The 20,548-nt window shown below is 75.0% G+C and carries 17 protein-coding genes; 8 read left to right on the plus strand and 9 right to left on the minus strand.

What is annotated here, in order from left to right; genetic code table 11:
- Positions 1-256: 256 nt before the first annotated feature.
- A complete protein-coding gene (locus tag ACN261_RS06955; protein ID WP_204927074.1) occupies positions 257-1,324 on the minus strand; it encodes a zinc-dependent metalloprotease in 1,068 nt (355 codons plus the stop codon).
- Between the two features lie 127 nt (positions 1,325-1,451).
- On the minus strand, positions 1,452-2,879 hold the full coding sequence (gene dacB, locus ACN261_RS06960) for a D-alanyl-D-alanine carboxypeptidase/D-alanyl-D-alanine endopeptidase (RefSeq protein WP_421486942.1): 1,428 nt from the start codon (positions 2,877-2,879) through the stop codon (positions 1,452-1,454).
- Between the two features lie 640 nt (positions 2,880-3,519).
- Here dacB and ACN261_RS06965 point away from each other — a divergent pair.
- Positions 3,520-4,026 (plus strand): inorganic diphosphatase, encoded by a 507-nt coding sequence (locus ACN261_RS06965; protein ID WP_204927072.1) that lies wholly within the window; start codon positions 3,520-3,522, stop codon positions 4,024-4,026.
- An 82-nt stretch (positions 4,027-4,108) separates the two neighbouring features.
- Here ACN261_RS06965 and eccD read toward each other — a convergent pair whose 3' ends face one another.
- Positions 4,109-5,509: a type VII secretion integral membrane protein EccD gene (eccD, locus tag ACN261_RS06970; protein WP_421484480.1), complete on the minus strand. Its 1,401-nt coding sequence runs from the start codon at positions 5,507-5,509 to the stop codon at positions 4,109-4,111.
- A 102-nt stretch (positions 5,510-5,611) separates the two neighbouring features.
- Between eccD and eccCa the strand changes: the two genes are divergently transcribed.
- From eccCa to ACN261_RS06990, 4 genes are all read left to right on the plus strand, one after another.
- On the plus strand, positions 5,612-9,595 hold the full coding sequence (gene eccCa, locus ACN261_RS06975) for a type VII secretion protein EccCa (RefSeq protein ID WP_425849022.1): 3,984 nt from the start codon (positions 5,612-5,614) through the stop codon (positions 9,593-9,595).
- A gap of 75 nt (positions 9,596-9,670) precedes the next feature.
- Positions 9,671-11,026 carry a type VII secretion-associated serine protease mycosin gene (gene mycP / locus ACN261_RS06980; protein ID WP_421484482.1) on the plus strand — a complete coding sequence of 452 codons (1,356 nt, stop codon included), beginning with the start codon at positions 9,671-9,673 and terminating at the stop codon, positions 11,024-11,026.
- A 41-nt stretch (positions 11,027-11,067) separates the two neighbouring features.
- Positions 11,068-11,856: a phosphatase PAP2 family protein gene (locus ACN261_RS06985; protein WP_421484483.1), complete on the plus strand. Its 789-nt coding sequence runs from the start codon at positions 11,068-11,070 to the stop codon at positions 11,854-11,856.
- 29 nt (positions 11,857-11,885) lie between these two features.
- A complete protein-coding gene (locus tag ACN261_RS06990) occupies positions 11,886-12,611 on the plus strand; it encodes a phosphatase PAP2 family protein (RefSeq protein WP_425849025.1) in 726 nt (241 codons plus the stop codon).
- Positions 12,612-12,670: 59 nt separating this feature from the next.
- Here the strand turns inward: ACN261_RS06990 and ACN261_RS06995 are convergent, their stop codons facing one another.
- Genes ACN261_RS06995 through ACN261_RS07020 form a run of 6 tightly spaced genes read right to left on the minus strand, consistent with a single transcriptional unit; the run spans position 12,671 to position 17,966 of the window.
- The gene (locus ACN261_RS06995) at positions 12,671-13,849 is read right to left on the minus strand and encodes a MarP family serine protease (protein WP_088643850.1); all 1,179 of its coding nucleotides are present in this window, start codon (positions 13,847-13,849) and stop codon (positions 12,671-12,673) included.
- 58 nt (positions 13,850-13,907) lie between these two features.
- Positions 13,908-14,606 carry an NUDIX hydrolase gene (locus tag ACN261_RS07000; RefSeq protein WP_425849028.1) on the minus strand — a complete coding sequence of 233 codons (699 nt, stop codon included), beginning with the start codon at positions 14,604-14,606 and terminating at the stop codon, positions 13,908-13,910.
- A 28-nt stretch (positions 14,607-14,634) separates the two neighbouring features.
- Complete coding sequence (locus ACN261_RS07005; RefSeq protein ID WP_363790833.1) at positions 14,635-15,249, minus strand: TlpA family protein disulfide reductase; 615 nt, start codon at positions 15,247-15,249, stop codon at positions 14,635-14,637.
- Positions 15,246-16,034, minus strand: coding sequence for an endonuclease III (gene nth, locus ACN261_RS07010; RefSeq protein ID WP_204927064.1), 789 nt, complete (start codon positions 16,032-16,034; stop codon positions 15,246-15,248). Before nth ends, ACN261_RS07005 begins: the two co-directional genes overlap by 4 nt.
- Before the next feature lie 51 nt (positions 16,035-16,085).
- The gene (locus ACN261_RS07015; protein WP_421484487.1) at positions 16,086-17,243 is read right to left on the minus strand and encodes a CapA family protein; all 1,158 of its coding nucleotides are present in this window, start codon (positions 17,241-17,243) and stop codon (positions 16,086-16,088) included.
- A 57-nt stretch (positions 17,244-17,300) separates the two neighbouring features.
- The gene (locus ACN261_RS07020) at positions 17,301-17,966 is read right to left on the minus strand and encodes an adenosylcobinamide amidohydrolase (protein ID WP_425849031.1); all 666 of its coding nucleotides are present in this window, start codon (positions 17,964-17,966) and stop codon (positions 17,301-17,303) included.
- A 220-nt stretch (positions 17,967-18,186) separates the two neighbouring features.
- Here ACN261_RS07020 and ACN261_RS07025 point away from each other — a divergent pair, with 220 nt between their 5' ends.
- From ACN261_RS07025 to ACN261_RS07035, 3 genes are all read left to right on the plus strand, one after another.
- Positions 18,187-18,864: a Crp/Fnr family transcriptional regulator gene (locus ACN261_RS07025; RefSeq protein ID WP_067306583.1), complete on the plus strand. Its 678-nt coding sequence runs from the start codon at positions 18,187-18,189 to the stop codon at positions 18,862-18,864.
- A 161-nt stretch (positions 18,865-19,025) separates the two neighbouring features.
- A complete protein-coding gene (locus ACN261_RS07030; RefSeq protein WP_425849034.1) occupies positions 19,026-19,769 on the plus strand; it encodes a metallophosphoesterase family protein in 744 nt (247 codons plus the stop codon).
- Between the two features lie 118 nt (positions 19,770-19,887).
- Positions 19,888-20,532, plus strand: a complete 645-nt coding sequence (locus ACN261_RS07035; protein WP_421484490.1) for a TetR/AcrR family transcriptional regulator — start codon at positions 19,888-19,890, stop codon at positions 20,530-20,532.
- Positions 20,533-20,548: the final 16 nt, after the last annotated feature.

The following is a 20,548-nucleotide window of genomic DNA, read 5'->3' on the forward strand; positions in this document are numbered from 1 at the left end:
GGCGGGCGACGGCCCGGGAGAGACACCGGCACCGCGCCGCCCGACTGCGGCCGGCTCGGCGGTGCGGCGCCCGACCGGCAGGTCGGCGATCCAGGGTCCGGCCTCGGCCGGGTCGGCGATCTGCGGTCCGGCCCCGGTCGGGTGGGCGGAACGGGGTGCGGGCCCGGCCGGTTTCTCCACGGCGGGACCGGTCGACGGGGCGGCAGGGGGCGGCCCGGTCACCGGGTCGGCGGGGCTGGGCCGGCCGGCCACCGGGTCAGCCGGCGGTCGGGGTGGCGCCGGCCGGTCCGTGCACCCGGGCCACCCAGGCGGCCGGGTCGCCCAGCTCGTCGAGCCGAGGCAGGGTCAGCGGCGAACCGAAGATCTTGTTGAAGCCGGGCATGCCGACCTGCTCGACCACGCCGTGCACGAACTTGCGGCCCTCGGCGTACTGGCGCATCTTGACGTCCACGCCGAGCAGCCGGCGGATCGCCTTCTCCAGCGGGTTGCCCGTCTCACGGCGGCGGTTGAAGCCCGCCCGGATCCGCTCCACGCTGGGGATGACCTGCGGGCCGACGCCGTCCATCACGAACTCGGCGTGCCCCTCGAGCAGCGTCATCAGCGCGGTGAGCCGGTCCAGCACGGCCCGCTGCGCCGGGGTCTGCACGATGTCCAGCACGCTGGTGCGGCTGTCCGGGTCGCGGACCGCGTCGGAGAGGGTGGACACCCCCCGGCGCAGCCGCTCGACCAGGTGCTCGGTGCCCTGCGAGGCGTCCACGAACGCCTGCACCTCACCGAGGAAGTACGCCCGCATCCACGGCACGGCGGTGAACTGGGTGCGGTGGGTGACCTCGTGCAGGCACACCCAGAGCCGGAAGTCGCGCGGGTCGGCCCCGAGCTTGCGTTCCACCTCGACGATGTTCGGCGCGACCAGCAGCAGCTGCCCCGGATCGGCCGAGAAGACCTCGTACTGGCCGAGCACCCGGCCGGAGAGGTAGGCCAGCACGGTGCCGGCCTGCACCCCGGTGAGCCGGGAGCCGACCGCCTCGGTGAGCGCGCCGGGCGGCTTGTCGCCGGAGAGCCGGCTGACCAGGGGCGTGATCACCTCCCGCAGGCCGGCGATGTTGGTGGCCGCCCAGTCGCGCCGGTCCACCACCCGCACCGGCGGATGGCTGACCTGCGGACGCAGCCCCGTGTAGTCGGCGACGTGCCCGGCCGCCTCGTCGGTGAGCCGGCGCAGATCGCCGACCACCCCGGTCGCCTCCGCGTACGACACGCGGGGGCCCGACTTGCTCAGCGCCCCAGCGGTGGCGGCGGCCAGATCCCAGTCCACGAACTGCGCCATGCCACCCACCGTACCCGCGCCGCGACACCCCGGCCGGTTGCCCGCGTCCGGGCCACCGGCGGCCGGGCCGACGCGTCCCACCGGCCCGGCCGGTCCGCGCCCGCCGGGGCAGGTCGGGTGCCGCCGCTCAGCGGCAGCCGCAGCCGGCCAGCGCGCCGGCGATCCGGTCCAGTGCCGCCCGGGTGACCTCCGGGTCGCCGGCCGGGGCCCGGTCGGTGAGCACCGCGAAGGTGAGCAGCCGGCCGTCGCGGGTGGTGACCAGGCCGGCGATGGCGTGCACCCCGGTCAGGGTGCCGGTCTTGGCCCGGACCACGCCGGCTCCGGCGGCGGTCTCCGTCGACTCGTAGCGGGTGCCGAGGGTGCCCGACCAGGCGGCCACCGGGAGACCGCCGAAGATCGCGGTCAACTCCGGGTGGGTGCCGTTGCCGGCCACCGCGATCAGGTCGGTGAGCAGCGACGGGCTGATCCGGTTGCTGCGGGACAGCCCGCTGCCGTCGGCGAGGCTGATCTCGTCGGCCGGCAGTCCCAGCTCGCCGATCACCTCGTCCATCGCCGCCGCGCCACCGGCGAAGGACGCCTGCTGGTTGCGGGCCAGGGCGACCTGGCGGGCCAGGGCCTCGGCGATCACGTTGTCGCTGTCGGTGATCATGATGTCGACCAGCCGGACCATCGGCAACGACTCGACCTTGCCCAGTTCGGTGCCGGGCGCGGGCGTGCCGTCCGCCGTCGCGCCACCGGCCGCCGGGGCGGTGCCCCGGACCACCCCGCCCTGGGGCAGGCCGAGCAGCCGGGCGAAGGAGCGGCCGGCGGCCAGGTCGGGCTCGGCGTACCGGGTGGCCGCACCGTGGCTGTCGGCGAAGTTCTTCCGCGCCCCCACCGGGTCCCGGCGCGCGCCGTCGGTCATCAGTGCGGTGATCGACGCGCCGAATCCGCCGGTCGGGATGTCCGCGTCCCAGCCGGGACCGTGGACCGGGCCGGGGAAGAGCGTGGAGTCGACCACCACCCGGGTCGGGGCGGTGCCGCCGAGGGCCTGCTTGACCTGGGCGGCGAGCGCGTCGAGGCGGGCCGCGCCGGGGTAGAAGCCGTTCTTGTCCACGGCCAGCGTCGGGTCGCCGCCGCCGACCAGCACCACCTCGCCCGGGCTCGCCCCGGCCACCGCCCGGGTGGCGATCCGGTGCCCGGGGCCCCGCGCCTTCAGCACGGTCACCCCGGTGGCGAGCTTGGTGACCGAGGCCGGCACGGTGGCGTCGTCGCCGCCCTTGGCGTACAGGGACTCGCCGGTGACCACGTCGGCCACCGACACGTTGACCCGGCTGCCCAGGGCGGCGGCGGTGGTCAGCGGCTCCACCGCGGCGCGTACCCCGGCGGCGGTCGGCTCCGGTGCGGTGCTGTCGGGGCCGGCGAGCACCGGGGACGGGTCGGGCTCGGGCGGCCGCGCGGCGGGCGACGGGGTGCTGTCCGCCCCGCCCAGCCAGCCGGCGACCGGACCCGGCCGGAGCACCGCCGCCGCTCCGGCGAGACCCACCAGCAGCACGACGACCAGCAGCGCCGGCACCCACCGCCGACGCCGACGCGGTGGACCGGCGGGCGGCGGCGGGCCACCGTCCGGCGGCGCGGAGCCGGGACGGGCCGACGGCTCCGGACGGGCCGGCGGCGACGCCACGACCGGGTGGGTGGCGACCGGGGCCGAGCCCCGGTGCGGGGGGACCGAGGCGGAGCCGGCCGCCGGAGCGGTAGACGCCGCAGGCGCCGGAGCGGCAGACGCCGGAGCGGCCGGCGCGGCGCCGGACGGGGGGAACGGGGGCGACACCGGGGCGGACCCGACGGCCGGCCGGCCCTCGGTCGCCGACGGTGGACGCCAGGTCGGCGGTGGCGGGTGCCCGTCGGACCCACCGGTGACCGGCGGTTCGGGCGTCGACTCGGGGCGACGGGGGACGTTCGCGTCGGGCACCGAGACCCGACCGGTGGCACCGCCGGTCACGGACCGGCCCGATCCCCGCCCGTCAACCCCCTCCGGGCGGTAGTGTGAATCTTCCCTCCCCACGACCCCCTCCTCCCGCCGCCGAACTCGCCTGGGTGACACTACTTCGGTCCGAAGACTATGCGGCGTCCGGAGCCGACGGGTGGCCATTCATCCGTACCGGGACGTCAGTGGTTCCGTTCAGCCAGCGTGGGCAGACGAGGGAGCGTGGGAGATGGATTTCGACGTCACGGTTGAGATCCCGAAGGGTCACCGAAACAAGTACGAGGTGGACCACGCGACGGGCCGGATCCGGCTGGACCGCACCCTGTTCACGTCGACCCAGTACCCGGCCGACTACGGCTTCATCGAGGGCACCCTCGGCGAGGACGGCGACCCGCTGGACGCGTTGGTGCTGGTCCCCGAGCCGACCTTCCCTGGTTGCCTGATCCGCTGCCGCACCATCGGCATGTTCCGGATGACCGACGAGAAGGGCGGCGACGACAAGGTCCTCTGCGTCCCCTACGAGGACCCGCGTCAGGAGCACCTGCGCGACATCCACCACCTGGGCGAGTTCGACAGGCTGGAGATCCAGCACTTCTTCGAGGTCTACAAGGATCTCGAACCGGGCAAGTCGGTCGAGGGTGCGACCTGGGTCGGCCGGGTCGAGGCCGAGGCCGAGGTGCTGGCGTCCTACCAGCGGGCCCGGGACGCCGAGGCGCAGGGCGGCACCGCGCACTGACCGGCTTCCCGCGAGCGGCCCGGACCTGACGGTCCGGGCCTTCGTCGTCGCCCGACCGGCCGCAGGTCCCGGTCGGCGGCGGTCAACCCAGCAGGCCCCGGGCCGCGTCGTAGAGGTCCAGCACCGCGCAGGCCACCGGGACCACCGCCACCACCAGCGCGGTGTCGGTCAGGTCGGCCGTCCGACCGAGGTACGGCGAGACCGGCCGCCGGGCGTACGTCGTACCGGCGGCGACCGCGAGCAGGGCGACGACCAGCCCGCCCCCGGCCAACGCCAGCAGCCCGGGGACACCGGGCCGGCCGGCGAGCACCGCCCCGAGCACCGCGAACCCGGCCAGCCCGGCCGTGACCGGGGGCACCCGGTGCCGGACGGCCACGAACAGCCGGGACCGCAGCAGCAGCACACCCGCGCCGACGGCCACCAGCACCCGCCCGGCGAGCCCACCGTCGGCGGCGAGCACCAGCGCGGCGGCCACCACCGCGACCGCGTGCCCGAGCAGCATCCCGGTCAGCATCTCCTCGCTGCGGGCCACCGCCGCGTGCACCCGGGCCCGGTCCGGCAGGTCCCGTACGCCGTCCGGGCCACCCGTCGGGCCGTCGGGCAGGGTGATCGGTGGCAGCGGCACCTTGCCCAGCCGGATCGCCAGCAGCGGCAGCGCCCCGAGGACGAAGACCAGCACGCAGAGCAGCACGGCGGCGGTGCCGGCCGGGTCGAGCAGCAGCCCGCCCAGACCGGCGAGCGCGCCCACCGCGCCGGCCGTCGCGCCGGCCACGAAGACCCGCAGCCGGGTGGCGACGCCGAGCAGGCCCAGCACCGCGGCCAGGAGCAGCGCCACCGCACCGGCGAGCAGCTCGGGCGCGCCGAGCCAGGGCAGTGGCCGCAACACTCCCACCGGGTCGCCCGAGCTGACCGCGAGCGCGCCCGACGCGGCGGCGTACGGCAGGGCGTAGCCACCGAGGGTGGCTCCGGTGGGGCCGTCACCCCACGCCCGGGAGGCGGTGGTGCCGGCGAGGGTGAGCAGCAGCGCCACCGCGCCCGCGGCGGGCCAGGCGGCGGGCTGTCCCGGCCCGGCGGCCAGCACGGCGAGCAGCCCCACGGCGAGCGGGACGCCCGCACCGGCCAGCACGGCCGCCCGGGTCGTCGCCGGTGACCAGGCCGCCCCCCGGCGACGCGCGCCGTCGGCGATGGCCTCGACCACGTCGTCGTACTCCAGTTCGGGCCACTGGTCGTGGGCGGGCACCAGGTGCAGCACCTCGCCGTCGCGTACCCCCTGCGGCAGCAGCGGCTGCGCGGTCACCAGCACCGCCCCGTCGGTACGCCGCAGCACCCAGCCGCCGTGCCGCTCGCCGTCGTCGGCCAGCCCCTCCCCGGCGTGCCGGAGCACCTCGGGCAGCAGCTCGGCCAGGGGGACCTGCTCCGGCAGGGCCACGTCGACGCGTCGCCCCGGCGCGCTGATGGTGACCCTGGCCAGCCCGATGGTCATCGACTGGACTCCATATCGATAGGCGGTGGCGGCTGACGGACGACGCGCACTTTACCTACGATGAGCCAGGTTCGGGTTACCGAGCGCCACAGGGAGGTGGATTTGTCCACTGTCGTCATCAGGCGGCCACCGCGTCGGCCCGCCCCGGAGATCCCGGTCGGCGAGCTGCCCGTGGCGGGTCCGCCGGAGATCCCGGTGGTCACCGGCGGGCGCTGGCAGCAGGCGCTGATGGTGCTGCCGATGCTGGGCGGCACGGTGGCGATGGCGATGATGTTCGGTCGCGGTGGCGGTGCCTACTCGTACGTGGTGGGCGGGATGTTCGGGCTCTCCTCGGTGGCGATGCTGATGACCTCCTGGGGCAGCGCCTCGGGCAGCCCGCGCAAGTCGGAGATGATGGCCGCCCGCCGGGAGTACCTGCGGCACCTGACCACCCTGCGGCGGCGGGTCCGGCAGACCGCCCGGCAGCAGCGGGCCGGGCTGTACTACCGGCATCCCGACCCGGAGCGGCTCTGGTCGACGGTGGACAGTCACCGGGTCTGGGAACGCCGTCCCGGCGACCCGGACTTCGGCGTGGTGCGGGTCGCCGTCGGTCCGCAGACGCTGGCCACCCCGCTGGTGCCGCCGGTCACCCGACCGCTGGAGGAGCTGGAGCCGATGACGGCGGGGGCGCTGCGGCGCTTCCTCGACGCGTACTCGGTGGTGCCGGACCTGCCGGTGGCGCTGTCGCTGCGCAGCTTCGCCCGGGTCTTCGTCCGGGGCGGGCAGCAGTCGGGTGGCGAGACCGGGCCGGGCGGGGGTACGGCGGAGAGCGGCACCGGATCGCCCGACGCGCAGGCGCTGGCCCGCGCGATGCTCGTCCAGCTCGCCGTCTTCCACGCCCCCGACGAGCTGCTCGTCGCCGTCTGCGCCGGCCCGGAACGGCGTCGGCACTGGGAGTGGGTGAAGTGGCTGCCGCACGCCCACCACCCGAGCAGGGTCGACGCGCTGGGCCCCGTCCGGCTGGTCACCAGCTCCGCCGTCGACCTGGAACGGCTCCTCGGCGACGTGCTGGCCAGCCGGTCCCGGTTCAGCCCGGCCGGACCGGCCACCGACGGCCCGCACGTGGTGGTGCTCCTCGACGGCGGTGACCTGACCGACGCCACCGAACTGACCGGCGACGGCGGCATCGACGCGGTGACCGTGCTCGACCTGGACACCCCGGCGCCGCGCCTGCTGGACCGGTTCGCCCTGCTGCTGGAGGTCCGCGCCGGACGGCTGCACTCCTGGTCGGCCGAGGGGCACGCCGAGGTGGGCACCGCCGACCGGCTGGACGTGGTCGACGCGGAGGCGGTCGCCCGGCGGCTCGCCCCGCTGCGGCTCGCCGCCGTCGCCCGGGGTACCGAGGCCGTCCCCGGGGCCGAACCCGGCCTGCCCGAGCTGCTCGGGCTGGGCGACCCGGAGGGGTTCACCGCCGACCAGGGCTGGCTGCCCCGCTCGCCCCGGGACCGGCTGCGGGTGCCGATCGGGGTCGGCCCGGACGGCGGCGCGGTCGAGCTGGACCTCAAGGAGTCGGCGCAGGACGGGATGGGCCCGCACGGGCTGCTGATCGGCGCGACCGGTTCCGGCAAGTCGGAGCTGCTGCGCACCCTGGTCCTGGCGTTGGCCGCCACGCACAGCTCGGAGCAGCTCAACTTCGTCCTGGTCGACTTCAAGGGCGGGGCCACCTTCGCCTCGTTCGACCGGCTGCCGCACACCGCCGCCGTGATCACCAACCTGGTCGACGCGCTGCCGCTTGTCGACCGGATGGTGGACGCCATCAACGGTGAGCTGATGCGCCGCCAGGAGCTGCTGCGCCGGGCCGGCAACTTCGCCAGCCTGCGCGACTACGAGCGGGCCCGGACGGCCGGCGCGCCACTGGCCCCGCTGCCGTCGCTGCTGCTGGTCTGCGACGAGTTCTCCGAGCTGCTGTCCGCCAAGCCCGACTTCATCGACCTGTTCGTGCAGATCGGCCGGCTGGGCCGGTCACTCGGCGTGCACCTGCTGCTGGCCAGCCAGCGGCTGGAGGAGGGGCGGCTGCGCGGGCTCGACACCCACCTGTCGTACCGGATCGGGTTGCGGACCTTCTCTGCGCTGGAGTCCCGCACGGTGCTCGGCGTGCCGGACGCGCACGAGCTGCCCCGCTCCCCCGGGCACGGCTTCCTGCGCGCCGGCACCGACCCGCTGGTCCGGTTCCGGGCCGCGTACGTCTCCGGTCCACTGCGGCGCCACGGCGGCCCGGCCGGGGGCGGGGCCGGTGGAGCGGCCCGGCTGCTCACCTTCTCCACCCATCTGGTGCCGGTGCCCGAGCCGGCCGCCCCGGTCACCCCGCCGGTCGTCGAGGACGAGGCGGGGAGCCTGCTCGACACGCTTGTCGGCCGGTTGGCCGGGCAGGGGCCGCCGGCGCACCAGGTGTGGCTGCCGCCGCTGGACCGGGCGCCCACCCTCGACGAGCTGCTCGGCCCGCCCGGCGTCGACCCCGACCGGGGTCTGGGCTTCGCCAACCCGGAGCTGCACGGTGGCCTCCAGGTGCCGGTGGCGGTGGTCGACAAGCCGTACGAGCAGCGCCGCGACGTGCTGTGGTTGGCGCTGGGCGGGGCGGCCGGGCACGTGGCCGTGGTCGGCGCGCCGCAGAGCGGCAAGTCGCACGCGTTGCGGACGCTGGTCTGCGCGCTGGCGCTCACCCACACGCCGGCCGAGGCGCAGGTCTACTGCCTGGACTTCGGCGGCGGCGGGTTGACCGCGCTGCGCGAACTGCCGCACGTGGGCGGGGTCGCCGGCCGGGCCGACCCGACGGTGGTCCGGCGTACGGTCGGGGAGATCGCCACCCTGCTCGCCGAGCGGGAACGCCGCTTCACCGAGCTGGGCGTGGAGTCGATGGCGGCGTGGCGCAGGCGGCGGCGGGAGCTGGCCGTCGCCGGTCAGCCCCCCGTCGACCCGTTCGGTGACGTGTTCCTCGTCGTCGACGGCTGGGCCACCCTGCGCGGCGAGTACGACGACCTGGAACCCCTGATCACCGACCTGGCGACCCGGGGCCTGTCGTACGGGGTGCACGTGGTGGCGAGTGCGGTGCGCTGGCTGGATTTCCGGCCCGGCATCCGGGACCTGTTCGGGTCCCGGTTGGAGCTGCGTCTGGGTGACCCGTCCGACTCGGTGGTGAAGCGGGTGGCGGCGGCCGGTGTGCCGGAGCAGCCGGGGCGGGGGATCACCGCGCAGAGCCTGCACCTCCTCACCGCCCTGCCGCAGTTCACCGGCGGGGACACGGCGGATCTGGTCAAGGCGGTCGCGGGGGCCTGGTCGGGGCCGCCCGCCCCCCGGGTGCGGCTGCTCCCCCCGGTGCTGCCCTACGCCGACCTGGACACCACCGCCGGTGCCGGGCTGGCGTTCCCGGTGGGGATCGCCGAGGCGGACCTGCGTCCGGTGCTGCTCGACTTCGCCACCGAGCCGCACTTCGTGGTCTTCGGCGACGCCGAGTGCGGCAAGTCGTCGTTCCTGCGGGCGCTGGCCACCTCGATCGTCGAGCGGTTCACCCCGGAGCAGGCCCGGGTGATCCTGGTCGACTACCGGCGCAGCCTGCTCGGCACGGTCGAGACCGACCATCTGATCGGGTACGGCACGGCGGCGGCGCACACCACCGAGCTGATCGAGTCGGTCGCCGGCTACATGCGCGGCCGGCTGCCCGGGCCGGAGGTCACCCCGGCCCAGTTGCGGGACCGTTCCTGGTGGTCCGGCCCCGAGTTGTTCATTCTGGTCGACGACTACGACCTGGTGGCCAGCGGTCCGGCGAACCCGTTGCGCGGGCTGGAGGAGCACCTGCCCCAGGCCCGCGACGTCGGCCTGCACCTGGTGCTGGCCCGCCGTTGCGGTGGCGCGGGCCGGTCCCAGTACGAGCCGGTCGTGCAGCGGCTGCGGGAGTTGTCCACCGCCGGGCTGGTGATGAGCGGCAGCCCCGACGAGGGGCCGCTCGTCGGGGCGGTCCGTCCCGGCCCGCTGCCGGCGGGGCGTGGTCGACTGGTCACCCGACGCGAGGGGGTCCGCCTCGTTCAACTGGCTCATCTCCCGCCACCGTGATCCGGGTGTGCCGGAACGTGCCGTGTCGGCGGCCGGAACCGGTAATCTCCGAGCAGCATGTGTCCCACGTGACGAATGGCTGACGATGTGACCAGGGTTCGGCAGGGCTCTCCGACGGCGCTGCACCGGTTCGCCGGGCGGGCGCTGCTCGGTGTCGCGGCGACCACCGTCACCGTGCTCGGCACGGCCCCGTCTCCCGCCCCCGCCGCGCCCCCGTCGTCGTCCACCCTGGTTGGGACGCGGGCCGGCAGTCCGCTGGCCGAGCCCGACTTCGCCCCGGCCCAGGCGCGTGCCGACCGGGTCCGCGACGACCAGTTCCAGCTCGACGAGTTGAACGCGGCCACCGCCTGGCGTACCTCGACCGGGCGTGGCGTCACGGTGGCGGTGATCGACTCCGGGGTGGACGGCAACCATCCCGACCTGGTCGGCCAGGTGCTGCCCGGCATGGACCTGGTCTCCCCCGGCGGCGGTGCGGAGCCGGACCCGGTGGGGCACGGCACGACGGTGGCCAGCCTGATCGCCGGGCGGGGCGACGACCGGCGGGGCGTGGTCGGGCTCGCACCGGACGCGCGCATCCTGCCCGTGCGGGTGCTCGACGACGAGAACCGGTACGACGACGCGATGATCGTCGCCAAGGGGGTGCGCTGGGCGGTCGACAACGGCGCCCGGGTGATCAACCTGTCCCTGGGCGGCAGCGGCGACAGCCCGGCCCTGGCCGCCGCGCTGGACTACGCGTTCGCCCGGGACGTGGTGGTGGTGGCCTGCACCGGCAACGTCGCCACGTCCACCACCTCGAAGGTCTGGTACCCGGCCCGGGAGCCGGGCGTGATCGCGGTGGCCGGTCTGGAACGCGACAGCGAGAACCTCTGGTCCGGTTCGATCACCGGTCACGCCACCACGTTGACCGCACCGGCGACCGGCCTGGTCGGGGCCCGCCCGCCGAGCAACTACTGGGGCGTGCAGGGCACCAGCTTCGCCGCGCCGCTGGTGACGGCGACCGCCGCCCTGGTCCGCGCCCGCTACCCGGACATGTCCGCCGGGGACGTGGTGAACCGGCTGCTGAGCACCGCGAAGGACATCGGGCCCGTCGGCCGGGACGACCGTTTCGGGTACGGTCTGGTCGACCCGGTGGCCGCGCTCACCGCCGACGTGCCGCTGATCGGCTACAACCCGCTGGACGACAACGACTCCCCCGGGGTGGTCGGGTTCGGGCCGGCCCCCGGCTCCGCCGAGGACGCCCGCGATGGTGGCACCGGCAGCGACCCGCTCGGGTTCACCGCGCCCCGCCAGCAGACCCGGTGGACGGCACAGCCGGCCGGTGGCGCCGACGAGGACGCCCCCCGTCGGCTGTGGACGGGTGTCGCCGTCGTGGCGGCCCTGGTCACCGGGTTCGCGATGATGGTCCGCCGGTTCCGGCTGCGGGGCCGCTGAACCGGGCCTGATCGAGGGTCCGGGTGGGTAGAGCAGGTCGCATGAGTGCCTCCGGTCGGCGTACCTCCGTATCCCCGTCGGGCCGGTCCTGGCGGGACCGTCGTCTGGACCGGGACCGTTCGCTCGGGTTGCGGTTGACCCTGGCGTCGGTGGCGGCGTTCCTGGTGCTGGTGCCGTTCTCGCTGCTGGCGGTGCTGGTGGTCGGTGCCTGGCCGCCGCTGCACGACCTGGACACCGCGGTCACCGACGCCCTGCACCGGTTCGCCGCCGACCATCCGCTGTGGGTGCGGGTGATGAAGGTGTGGACGCACCTGGCCTCGCCGGGGCCGCTGCGGGTGGCCGCGCTGGTCGTGGTGGTGTGGCTGTGGCGTCGCGGGGCCCGCCGGCTGGCGCTCTGGGTGGTCACCACGATGGTCGTCGGCGGGGCGCTGGGGGCGGTGCTGAAGCTGCTCGTCGGCCGGGACCGCCCGGAGCTGCTCGATCCGGTGGCGCGGGCCGCCGGGTACTCCTTCCCGTCCGGGCACGCGCTGAACGCGACCCTCGCGGCGGGGGTGCTGCTGCTGGTGTTCCTGCCGTTCGCCCGGGGCCGTCCGGCGACGCGGGTGGCGCTGTGGACGGTGGCCGTGCTGCTGGTCGGGGTGACCTGCCTGAGCCGGGTGGCGCTGGGCGTGCACTGGGCCAGCGACGTGCTCGCCGGCTGCCTGCTGGGGGTGGCGGTGGTGGCGGCCACCGCGGCGGCGTTCCGCACCTGGCGGGAGCGGGTCGGGTTGCCGGGTGGCCGGGCCATGGTCGACGGGGTGGCGCCGGAGCAGACCGACCCGCACGCGTAGCGGTCCTGCGCTGCGGGTACTGGGCGGCCATGTCCGCCATCGCTGCGCAGGTCGCCAAGCGGGTGCTCCTTCCGGTGACCCTGCTGCTCTCGTTCATGGTCCTGCTCGGGCTGCTGGTGACCCGGGTCCTCGACGACGTCTGGCCGTTCACCGTGGAGGACGCGGTCAACCGCGAACTGGCGGCCGACCGGACGGCCGGGTGGAACAACGTCTCGCTGGTGTTCAGCACGCTGGCCAGCACCCAGTTGATCGTGGTGGTCACCGTGCTGGTGGCGCTGGTGCTGCGGCTGGTGCTGCACCGCTGGCGGGAGCCGCTGTTCCTGTGTGCGGCGGTGTCCGCCCAGGCGCTGGTCTTCCTGCTCACCACGATGGCGATCGACAGGCGTCGGCCGGCGGTGGAGCACATGGACGTGTCCCCGCCGACGTCGAGTTTCCCGTCCGGTCACACCTCGGCGGCGGTCGCCCTCTATGTCGGTGTCGCGCTGCTGTTGGCGCTGCGGGCCCGCAGCACCGCCGGCAAGGTCACCTGGTGGACGCTGCTGGTGCTGGTCCCGGTCGGGGTGGCGCTGACCCGGATGTACCGGGGGATGCACCACCCGAGCGACGTGGTGGCGTCCTTCGTCAACGGCGGCACCTGCGTGGCGATCATGGCGCGGGCGGTGCTCGACAGGTCGTTGACCTGGGGTCGGGCCAAGCTGCCCGGCCTCACCCCGGCCGGCGGTGACGCCCCGGCCACCGCGCCGGCCGGCGGCTGACCCCGCCGCGCCGGGGAGACGGCGCCCCGGCCCCGGCCGGTCGGGGCACGTCCGGGGGCTCAGGTGCAGTCGCCGGTGCCCACGCCCCGGGTACGCTCCGCGCCCGCGAGCGCCACCGGCCGGGCCTCCTCGGCGGTCACCGCGAAGCCGGTGTTCGGGTCGTCCGCCGCCGCCGCGAAGATCACCCCGAGCACCAGCCCGTTGGAGGAGACCAGCGGCCCGCCGGAGTTCCCGCTGCGGACCAGCGCCCGGATGGTGTAGATCTCCCGGTTGACCTTGCTGGCGTTGTAGATGTCCGGGCCCTCGATCCGGTCGACGTCGCGGATGCGGGCCGGACGGGCGTCGTACGGGCCGTCGAGCGGGAAGCCCAGCACGATCGCGTCCGCGCCGCTGCCGGCCTGCCCGGCGGCGAAGCGCAGGGACGGACCGGGCAGCCCTGGCACGTGCAGCACGGCGAGGTCGCGGTCCGGGTCGTAGACGACGACCACGCCGTCGTACCGTTCGCCGCGCAGCTCGACGGCGACGGAGCGGGTGCCGGCGACGACGTGCGCGTTGGTCATCACCCGGTCGTCGGCGTAGACGAAGCCGGACCCCTCGATCCGGCGCGAGCAGCTCGGCGCGGACCCGAGCACCTTCACCACCGCCCGCTGGCTGTTCGCCACCACCTGCGAGCCGGCCAGCGCCGGGTCCGGCGGGGCGACCTGCCGGGCCGAGGTACGCCCCAGCCCGTTGAAGACGTCGGGGAAGCCGTTGGTGTCGACGGTGTCGCGCAGCGCCGTGGACAGCTCCTGGGCCTGGTCGGGCAGGACCCGGTCCACCACGGTCAGCAACGCGCTGTTCTTGACCGAGGCGGCCAGCCAGGGCAGCGACGAGGAACCCAGCGGCACGGCGACCAGCCAGGCCACCAGCATCACCGCGAGGATCGAGACGAACGCGCCGCCGATGTCGTCGGCCCGCTTGGCGACGTCGTTGGTGATCGTGCGGCGCAGGTGGGAGCCGAGCCAGCCGGCCAGCGCCTGGCCGAGGACGGCGAGCCCGAAGACGGCGACCAGGCTGACCAGCACCCGCGTCCCGCTGTCGATGAACTGGCGGGCCAGCATCGGCCCGAGCTGGAGGCCGATGAGCGCGCCCAGGAAGAACCCGGAGAACGACAGCGCCCCGATGACGAAGCCCTGACGGTATCCGCTGATCGCGAACACGAGCATGAGCAGGAGCAGGACGAGATCCACGGCCGACACCGGTCAAGGGTACGTGCACCGGACACCGGTGCGGCGTCGCGGCTGCGGAACGTAATGGTCAGGTCAGCGGGCCGGCCAGTTCGTCGGCCCGGTCGGTGCCGGCGGAGGGGGCCGGGGTGGCGCCGGTCGGCGGTAGTTCGACCACCCGTGACCGGGGCCACGGGCGGGTCCACCCGGCCATCTCCAGCAGCGCGGCGAGCACCCCGGCGGTGAAGCCCCAGACCAGCATCCCCCGGACGGAGAACGCCGGGCCGGTCCAGCCGCTGGGGTGGCGGACCAGCATCCGGTTGGCCGGGTCGACCAGTTCGGCGACGGGCAGCCGGGCGACGTGCGCCACCTCGGCCGGTTCCCGGGGGTGCACCGGGTGCGGGCTGTGCCACCAGGCGAGCACCGGGGTGACCACGAACTCGCTGACCGGGATCCAGAGCCTCGGCAGTTCGGCGAGGACGGTCACGCTGGCCGGGTCGAGGTCGACCTCCTCGTTGGCCTCGCGCAGCGCGGTGGCCCGCGCGTCGGCGTCCCCCGGGTCGGCCGCGCCGCCGGGGAAGGCCGGCTGGCCGGCGTGGTTGCGCAGGGTGGCGGCCCGCTGCAGGACCAGCACGTCGGGGCCGACGCCGGGTTCCTCGCCGAGCAGCACCAGCACCGCGCTCTCCCGGCCGCCCTGCTCGGGGGTGGTCAGCCGGGTGAAGTCCTCGGCCCGGGCGGTGCCGAGCCGGCCCAGCAGCGGATCGAACCAGGACGGTGGACGGCGGTTCATCGGGTCGACCCGGCACCGGCGGTCGGCCTCACGCGGGCACCACCAGGCCGAGGTGCCGGCGGACGAGGTCGGCGAGGCGGGCGTCGTCGAGCGCGCCGGAGGTGTCGGTGTGCCTGATCCGCCCCTGCGCGTCCACCAGCAGGGTCAGCGGCACCGCCGTGCGGCGCAGTTCCCGTTGCAGGGCCTCGCCCTGGTCGAACAGGACCGGGAAGCGGATGCCGAAGTCCTCGCCGATGGCCTGTGCGCCGTCCCGGCTGTCCCGGCTGTTCACCCCGATCACCTGGAGCTGGCCGGCGGCGCGGACGCTGAGCCGCTGGAAGGCCGGCAGTTCCTTGCGGCAGGGCGGGCACCAGGAGGCCCACACGTTGATGACGGCCGGGCCGTGGATGTCGCGCAGCTTCACCGGGGCTCCGCCGGTGAAGCAGGAGAGCACCAGTTCGGGCAGCGGGCTGCCGGCGGCGGCGGAGCCGGTCGGCGCGGGGGTGGAGCCGGGCGCGGTGGTGAGGGTGGCGCAGTCGGCGAACGGCGACGGGCGGGCAGCGCGGGTGGGGCCGGCGGCGGGGCCCTCCCCGCCGGTGGTGGCGGTGCAGCCGGCGAGTGCCAGCAGCACCGGGACGAGCAGCGCGGCGAGCCGGGGTTTCACGGTGCCTCCGCGGCGGCGGCCTGCGCCGGCACCAGCTCCGGGTCGACCCCGGCGGCGACCGCGAGGTCCCGGGCGCGGGGGCCCTTGAGCAGTTTGGCGGCGGCGGCCGGCTCGGTCGGCCCGAGCCCGTACGACGGGCAGAGCCGGGTCAGGGTGCACGCCCCGCAGGCGGGCTTGCGGGCGTGGCAGACCCGTCGGCCGTGGAAGATGATCCGGTGGGAGAGCATGGTCCACTCCCGCTTCGGGAACATCGCCCCGATCTCATGTTCGATCTTGACCGGATCGGTCTGGATGGTCAGCCCCCACCGCTGCACCAGCCGCTGGAAGTGGGTGTCGACGGTGATCCCCGGGACGTCGAAGGCGTTGCCCAGGATGACGTTGGCCGTCTTGCGGCCGATCCCGGGCAGCGTCACCAGGTCGGTCAGCCGGCCGGGGACCCGGCCGTCGTACCGCTCGGTCAGGGCCTGCCCGAGCTTGATCAGCGAGTCGGTCTTGTTGCGGTAGAACCCGGTCGGCCGGATCAACTCCTCCAGCTCACCCCGGTCGGCCCCGGCGTAGTCGGCCGCCGTCGGGTAGCGGGCGAACAGCTTCGGGGTGACCTCGTTGACCTTCTTGTCGGTGCACTGCGCGGAGAGGATCGTGGCGACGGCCAGCTCCAACGCGGTGGTGTGGTCGAGTTCGCAGTGGGCGTCCGGGTGCGCCTCGGTCAGCGCCCGGCCGATCCGCCGGGCGCGCCGGGTACGGCCGAGTTCCGTCTCGACCCGGCCGGGAGAGCTGATGGTCACGCCGGCCAGCCTACGTCGCCGCCCCGACGGGCCGCCGGACCACGCCCCCGGTCAGCCGGCGTCGGGCGGGCTGATCTTCCCCTTGCCGTCGAACCGGGCGGCGGTACGCGGGAAGTCGTTGGTGCTGAGCTGCTTGACCAGGCCGAGCCCCTGACCGGCAGGGTCCATCCCCGGCTTGCCCACCGAACTCATCCGGGTGGAGGTGAACGAGCCACCGGCGAAACTGCCGTCGGGCTTGAGCGACACCTTCAGCACCCCGCCCCAGCCGAGCCGGCCGGTCGGGTTGAGCGACCGGGCACCCCCGGCGAAGTTGCCCAGGCTGTACGCGATCAGCCGGCCCTGGTAGAACTCCATCCCGCGCAGCACGTGCGGGCCGTGCCCGACGATCAGGTCGGCCCCTGCGTCGATCATGGCGTGGGAGAACTTCACCGGGTCGCCCCGGTTCTCGCCGAGGAACATCTCGGTGCCGGGGCGGACCCGGGTCTTGTCCGACCCCTCGCCGCCCATGTGCACCTGCACCACGACCAGGTCGGCCATCGTGGTGGCCTTCTCGACGACCCCCTTGGCGGCGTCGATGTCGACCAGGCTGTTGGACCACGGGTACGACGAGAAGCCGGCCACCGCGACCTTCACCCCCTCGACCTCCACCACGGTGATCTGGTCGGGCGCGCCGGTGTGCTTGAGGCCGTGCTTCTCCAGCGCCTGCTGGGTGTTCTCGTAGCCCTGCGGGCCGAAGTCGTAGCCGTGGTTGTTGGCCTGGTTGAGCAGTTGGAACCCGGCGTCGGCGAGGTGGCCGGCGTACTCCGGCGGCACCCGGAACTGGTAGCAGTTGCTGGAGTTCGCGCCGCACTTGCCGGTGCCGGTGTCGGTGGTGAGCGGTTCCTCCAGGTTGCCCATCACCAGGTCGGCCTTGAGCGCGCCCTTGACCTCGTCGAAGAAGCCCTTGCCGCCGTTGGCGGGCAGCCGGGACGGGGCCATCCCCATGACGATGTCCCCGGTCGCCGACAGGGTGATCGCCTCGGTCCTGCCGGTGGCCCCGGTGGTCGGCACCGGGGAACCGGTGGTGCCACCGCCGCCGCCCGGCCGCCAGACCGGGTCCGGGCTGTCGGACGACTGGCCGCAGCCGGCGAGGAGCACGGTGAGCAGCGCGCCGCAGGCGAGCGCGACACGGCGGCGGGGACGGGGCTGGAGGAAGGCGGCAGAGTACATCGCCCGCGACGCTACCGGGTGACCAATCGACCGACGACGGGCCGATCGGACGGAAGTTCAGCCCGTCCGCCGCTGCGACCACGGGACGCAGGGCACCGCGCCGCCGTCCCGCACGGCCGCGTGGACGGCGCGGGCGAGCGGCGCGCCCCAGGTCGACCGGGGTCCGCCGTAAGGCTCGGCCGGGTCGCCCGTCGGGCAGAGCACGGTGACCGCGTCGGTGGGTGTGCCGGTGCCCGGCAGGCCGAGTTCCCCGATCGCCTGGCACTTCGCCTCGGTGGCGGTGGCGACGGCGTTCACCAGTGCCGCGTCGCCGAGCGCCGTCGGCACGTACACCACGATGTTGACCGTGCCCACCCGTTGCGCCGGGGCGTGGGCGCGGTCGGGTGCGGCGGCCCACAGGGGGGTGCCGAGGCCGACGGTGGCCCAGGCCCGGACCCCGGTGTCGGTCCGGGTCACCACCTCGGCGACGTCGACGCCGGTGAGCAGGCCGACCCCGGGCCCGTCGAGGTCGAAGCGGCGGGCGAGCGCGGCCAGGTGGGCCGCCGGGTCGTCCCGGTGGTACGACATCGGCACGGTCGCGTTGACCACCCAGTTGCGCGGGCCGACGCCGCCACCGAGCGGGCCGGAGCTGACCGCCCGCAGCGGGGCACCGGCCCGCCACACGAGCACCGGAATGTCCCACCCGTCCTCGGGGCGGTGGGTCAGCACCGGGTCGCTCAGCACCCGGACACCCTACGACCGGCGGTGGCTGACCCCGGTGACCAGGTGGTTCGGGCGGACGATCATAGTGCCCGACCGCGTCGGCGAGGTTACGCCCAACGATCAAGATTCCAGGGGTGCAGCTCTGATTCGTCCTCACATGCGCCTAGACTTGGCGGCGCGCGAGGGATCAGCGGACGGCGGACCCGGCCGAGGGACGGCAACGCGCAACCGGAGGTGCGCGATGGACGAGGTACTGGCCCGCAGCGGGATCTTCCAGGGTGTCGACCCGGAGGCTGCCGAGGCGCTCGCCAAGGAGATGGAGACGATCGACGTCCGTAAGGGCGAGATCGTGTTCAACGAGGGCGAGCCCGGCGACAGTCTCTACATCCTCCTGTCAGGCAAGATCAAGGTCGGGCGGCGGGCAGCCGACGGCCGGCAGAACCTGATCGCGGTGATGGGCCCGTCGGACATGGTCGGTGAGCTGTCGCTCTTCGACCCCGGCCCGCGTACGGCCACCGCCACCGCGGTCACCGACACCCGGCTGGTCCGGCTGCGCAAGCAGGCGCTGCGGCCCTGGCTGAACAACCGGCCCGAGATCGCCGAGCAGCTGCTGCGGGTGCTCGCCCGTAGGCTGCGCCGGACGAACGACTCGCTGGCCGACCTGATCTTCACCGACGTGCCGGGCCGGGTCGCCAAGAACCTGCTCCAGATGGCCGGCCGGTTCGGCACCCGCGACGGCGGCGTGCTGCGGGTGACCCACGACCTGACCCAGGAGGAGATCGCCCAGCTCGTGGGCGCCTCCCGGGAGACGGTCAACAAGGCGCTCGCCGACTTCGCCTCGCGGGGCTGGCTGCGGCTGGACGGCAAGAGCATCATCATCCTCGACCCGGAGCGTCTCGCCCGCCGCGCCCGGGTCTGACCGGCACCGCGTACACACCCCGAGCCAGGGCCGCCTCCACCGGCGGCCCTGGCTCGTCGGCATTCCGGCCGCCCGGTTCCACCTGCCCCGGTCGGCGATGGTCCGCTCTGCCCGGCGCAGAATCGCTCGACAACCCGCTCCGCCGGGCGCGACCTGGACCGGTGCTGGAACGGGTAGCGGTTGTCTCCGACGTCCACGGCGCGTTGCCCCCGCTGGAGGCGGTGCTGGCCGAGCCGGAGGTGGTCGCCGCCGACCTGGTCGTGGTCACCGGTGACGTGGCGGCCGGCCCGCAGCCGGTCGAGGTGCTGGACCTGCTGACCGGGCTGGGTGACCGGGTCCGCTGGGTGCGCGGCAACGCCGACCGGGAGCTGGTGCAGGCCCGCGCCGGCCGGCCGTCGGAGCACGACGTCTCGAACTGGGCGGCCGACCAGCTCCGGGTCGACCAGGTGGCCCTGCTGGCCGCGCTGCCGCTGACGCTCACCCTTCCGGTCGCCGGCCTCGGCCCGGTGCTCTTCTGCCACGCCACGCCCCGCGACGACGAGGAGGTGGTGCTCGTCGACTCCCGGCCGGCCCGCTGGGCCGAGGTGTTCGCCGGGCTGCCCGCGCAGGTGCGCACCGTGGTCTGCGGGCACACCCACATGCCGTTCACCCGGCTGGTCGACCGCCGGCTGGTGGTCAATCCGGGCAGTGTGGGCATGCCGTACGGCGGGCCGGGGGCGTACTGGGCGCTGCTCGGTCCGGGGGTGCAGCTGCGCCGTGCGGGGTTCGACGTCGACGCGGCCTGTGCGCGGGTCGCCGCCGAATCGGCCTATCCGGACGCCGCCGCCTGGGCGGACGAGTACCTGCGCTCCCGGCACAGTGACCTCGACGCGCTCACCGCCTTCGCCCCGCGCGACGACCGCTGACCGGTGTCCGGACCGGACCGGGGCCGCCGGCACCGGACCAGCGGCACCGGCCGGGGTCACCTCACAGCCGAAAAAAGTCAGGCTTGACTGTTTGTTTCGGCAACGGCACGCTGTTCCCGTGTCCACCCCGTCGACCCGCGTCCCGCAGCAGGAACGCAGCCGCGCCACCCAGGCCCGGCTGCTGGAGGCGACTGTCGACTGCCTGGTGCGGTACGGCTGGTCGGGCACCACCACGACCGTGGTCGCCGCCCACGCCGGTGTCTCCCGGGGCGCCCAACTGCACCACTACCCCACCAAGGCGGCCCTGGTCACCGCCGCCGTCGCCCACCTCGCCGAGCGACGCGCCGAGGAGCTACGCGTCGAGGCCGAGGCGCTGCCGGTCGGGCCGCAACGCCTCGATCGGGTGGTCGACCTGCTCGGCGTCGCCTTCACCGGGCCGCTCTTCGTCGCCGCGCTGGAGCTGTGGGTGGCCGCCCGCACCGACCCGGAGCTGCGCGACGCGCTGGTGCCGCTGGAGGCGCGGGTCGGTCGGGAGATGCACCGGCTCACCGTGGCGCTGCTCGACGTGGACGAGCGCCGCCCCGGCGTCCGCGAGGCCGTGCAGGCCACCCTCGACCTGCTGCGCGGGCTCGGCGTGGCCAACCTGCTCAACGACGACTCGGCCCGGCGCACCGCGCTGCTGCGCACCTGGAAACACCAGCTCGCCACCCTGCTCGCCCCCGGGACGGCACCGGATCAGCCCCACGACGCCGACCCGACCTGACCCGTACTCACCGGCC

The organism is Micromonospora sp. WMMD723, assembly GCF_049863385.1.
Lineage (GTDB): Bacteria > Actinomycetota > Actinomycetes > Mycobacteriales > Micromonosporaceae > Micromonospora > Micromonospora wenchangensis.

What these genes read in the sequence shown, in the direction of transcription:
- ACN261_RS07025 (WP_067306583.1), top strand. Translation starts at nt 18,187, where the DNA reads ATGGACGAGGTACTGGCCCGCAGCGGGATCTTCCAGGGTGTCGACCCG.
- eccD (WP_421484480.1), bottom strand. Translation starts at nt 5,509, where the DNA reads ATGACCATCGGGCTGGCCAGGGTCACCATCAGCGCGCCGGGGCGACGC.
- ACN261_RS06990 (WP_425849025.1), top strand. Translation starts at nt 11,886, where the DNA reads ATGTCCGCCATCGCTGCGCAGGTCGCCAAGCGGGTGCTCCTTCCGGTG.
- ACN261_RS06955 (WP_204927074.1), bottom strand. Translation starts at nt 1,324, where the DNA reads ATGGCGCAGTTCGTGGACTGGGATCTGGCCGCCGCCACCGCTGGGGCG.
- mycP (WP_421484482.1), top strand. Translation starts at nt 9,671, where the DNA reads ATGGCTGACGATGTGACCAGGGTTCGGCAGGGCTCTCCGACGGCGCTG.
- ACN261_RS07015 (WP_421484487.1), bottom strand. Translation starts at nt 17,243, where the DNA reads ATGTACTCTGCCGCCTTCCTCCAGCCCCGTCCCCGCCGCCGTGTCGCG.
- ACN261_RS07000 (WP_425849028.1), bottom strand. Translation starts at nt 14,606, where the DNA reads ATGAACCGCCGTCCACCGTCCTGGTTCGATCCGCTGCTGGGCCGGCTC.
- ACN261_RS06965 (WP_204927072.1), top strand. Translation starts at nt 3,520, where the DNA reads ATGGATTTCGACGTCACGGTTGAGATCCCGAAGGGTCACCGAAACAAG.
- ACN261_RS06985 (WP_421484483.1), top strand. Translation starts at nt 11,068, where the DNA reads ATGAGTGCCTCCGGTCGGCGTACCTCCGTATCCCCGTCGGGCCGGTCC.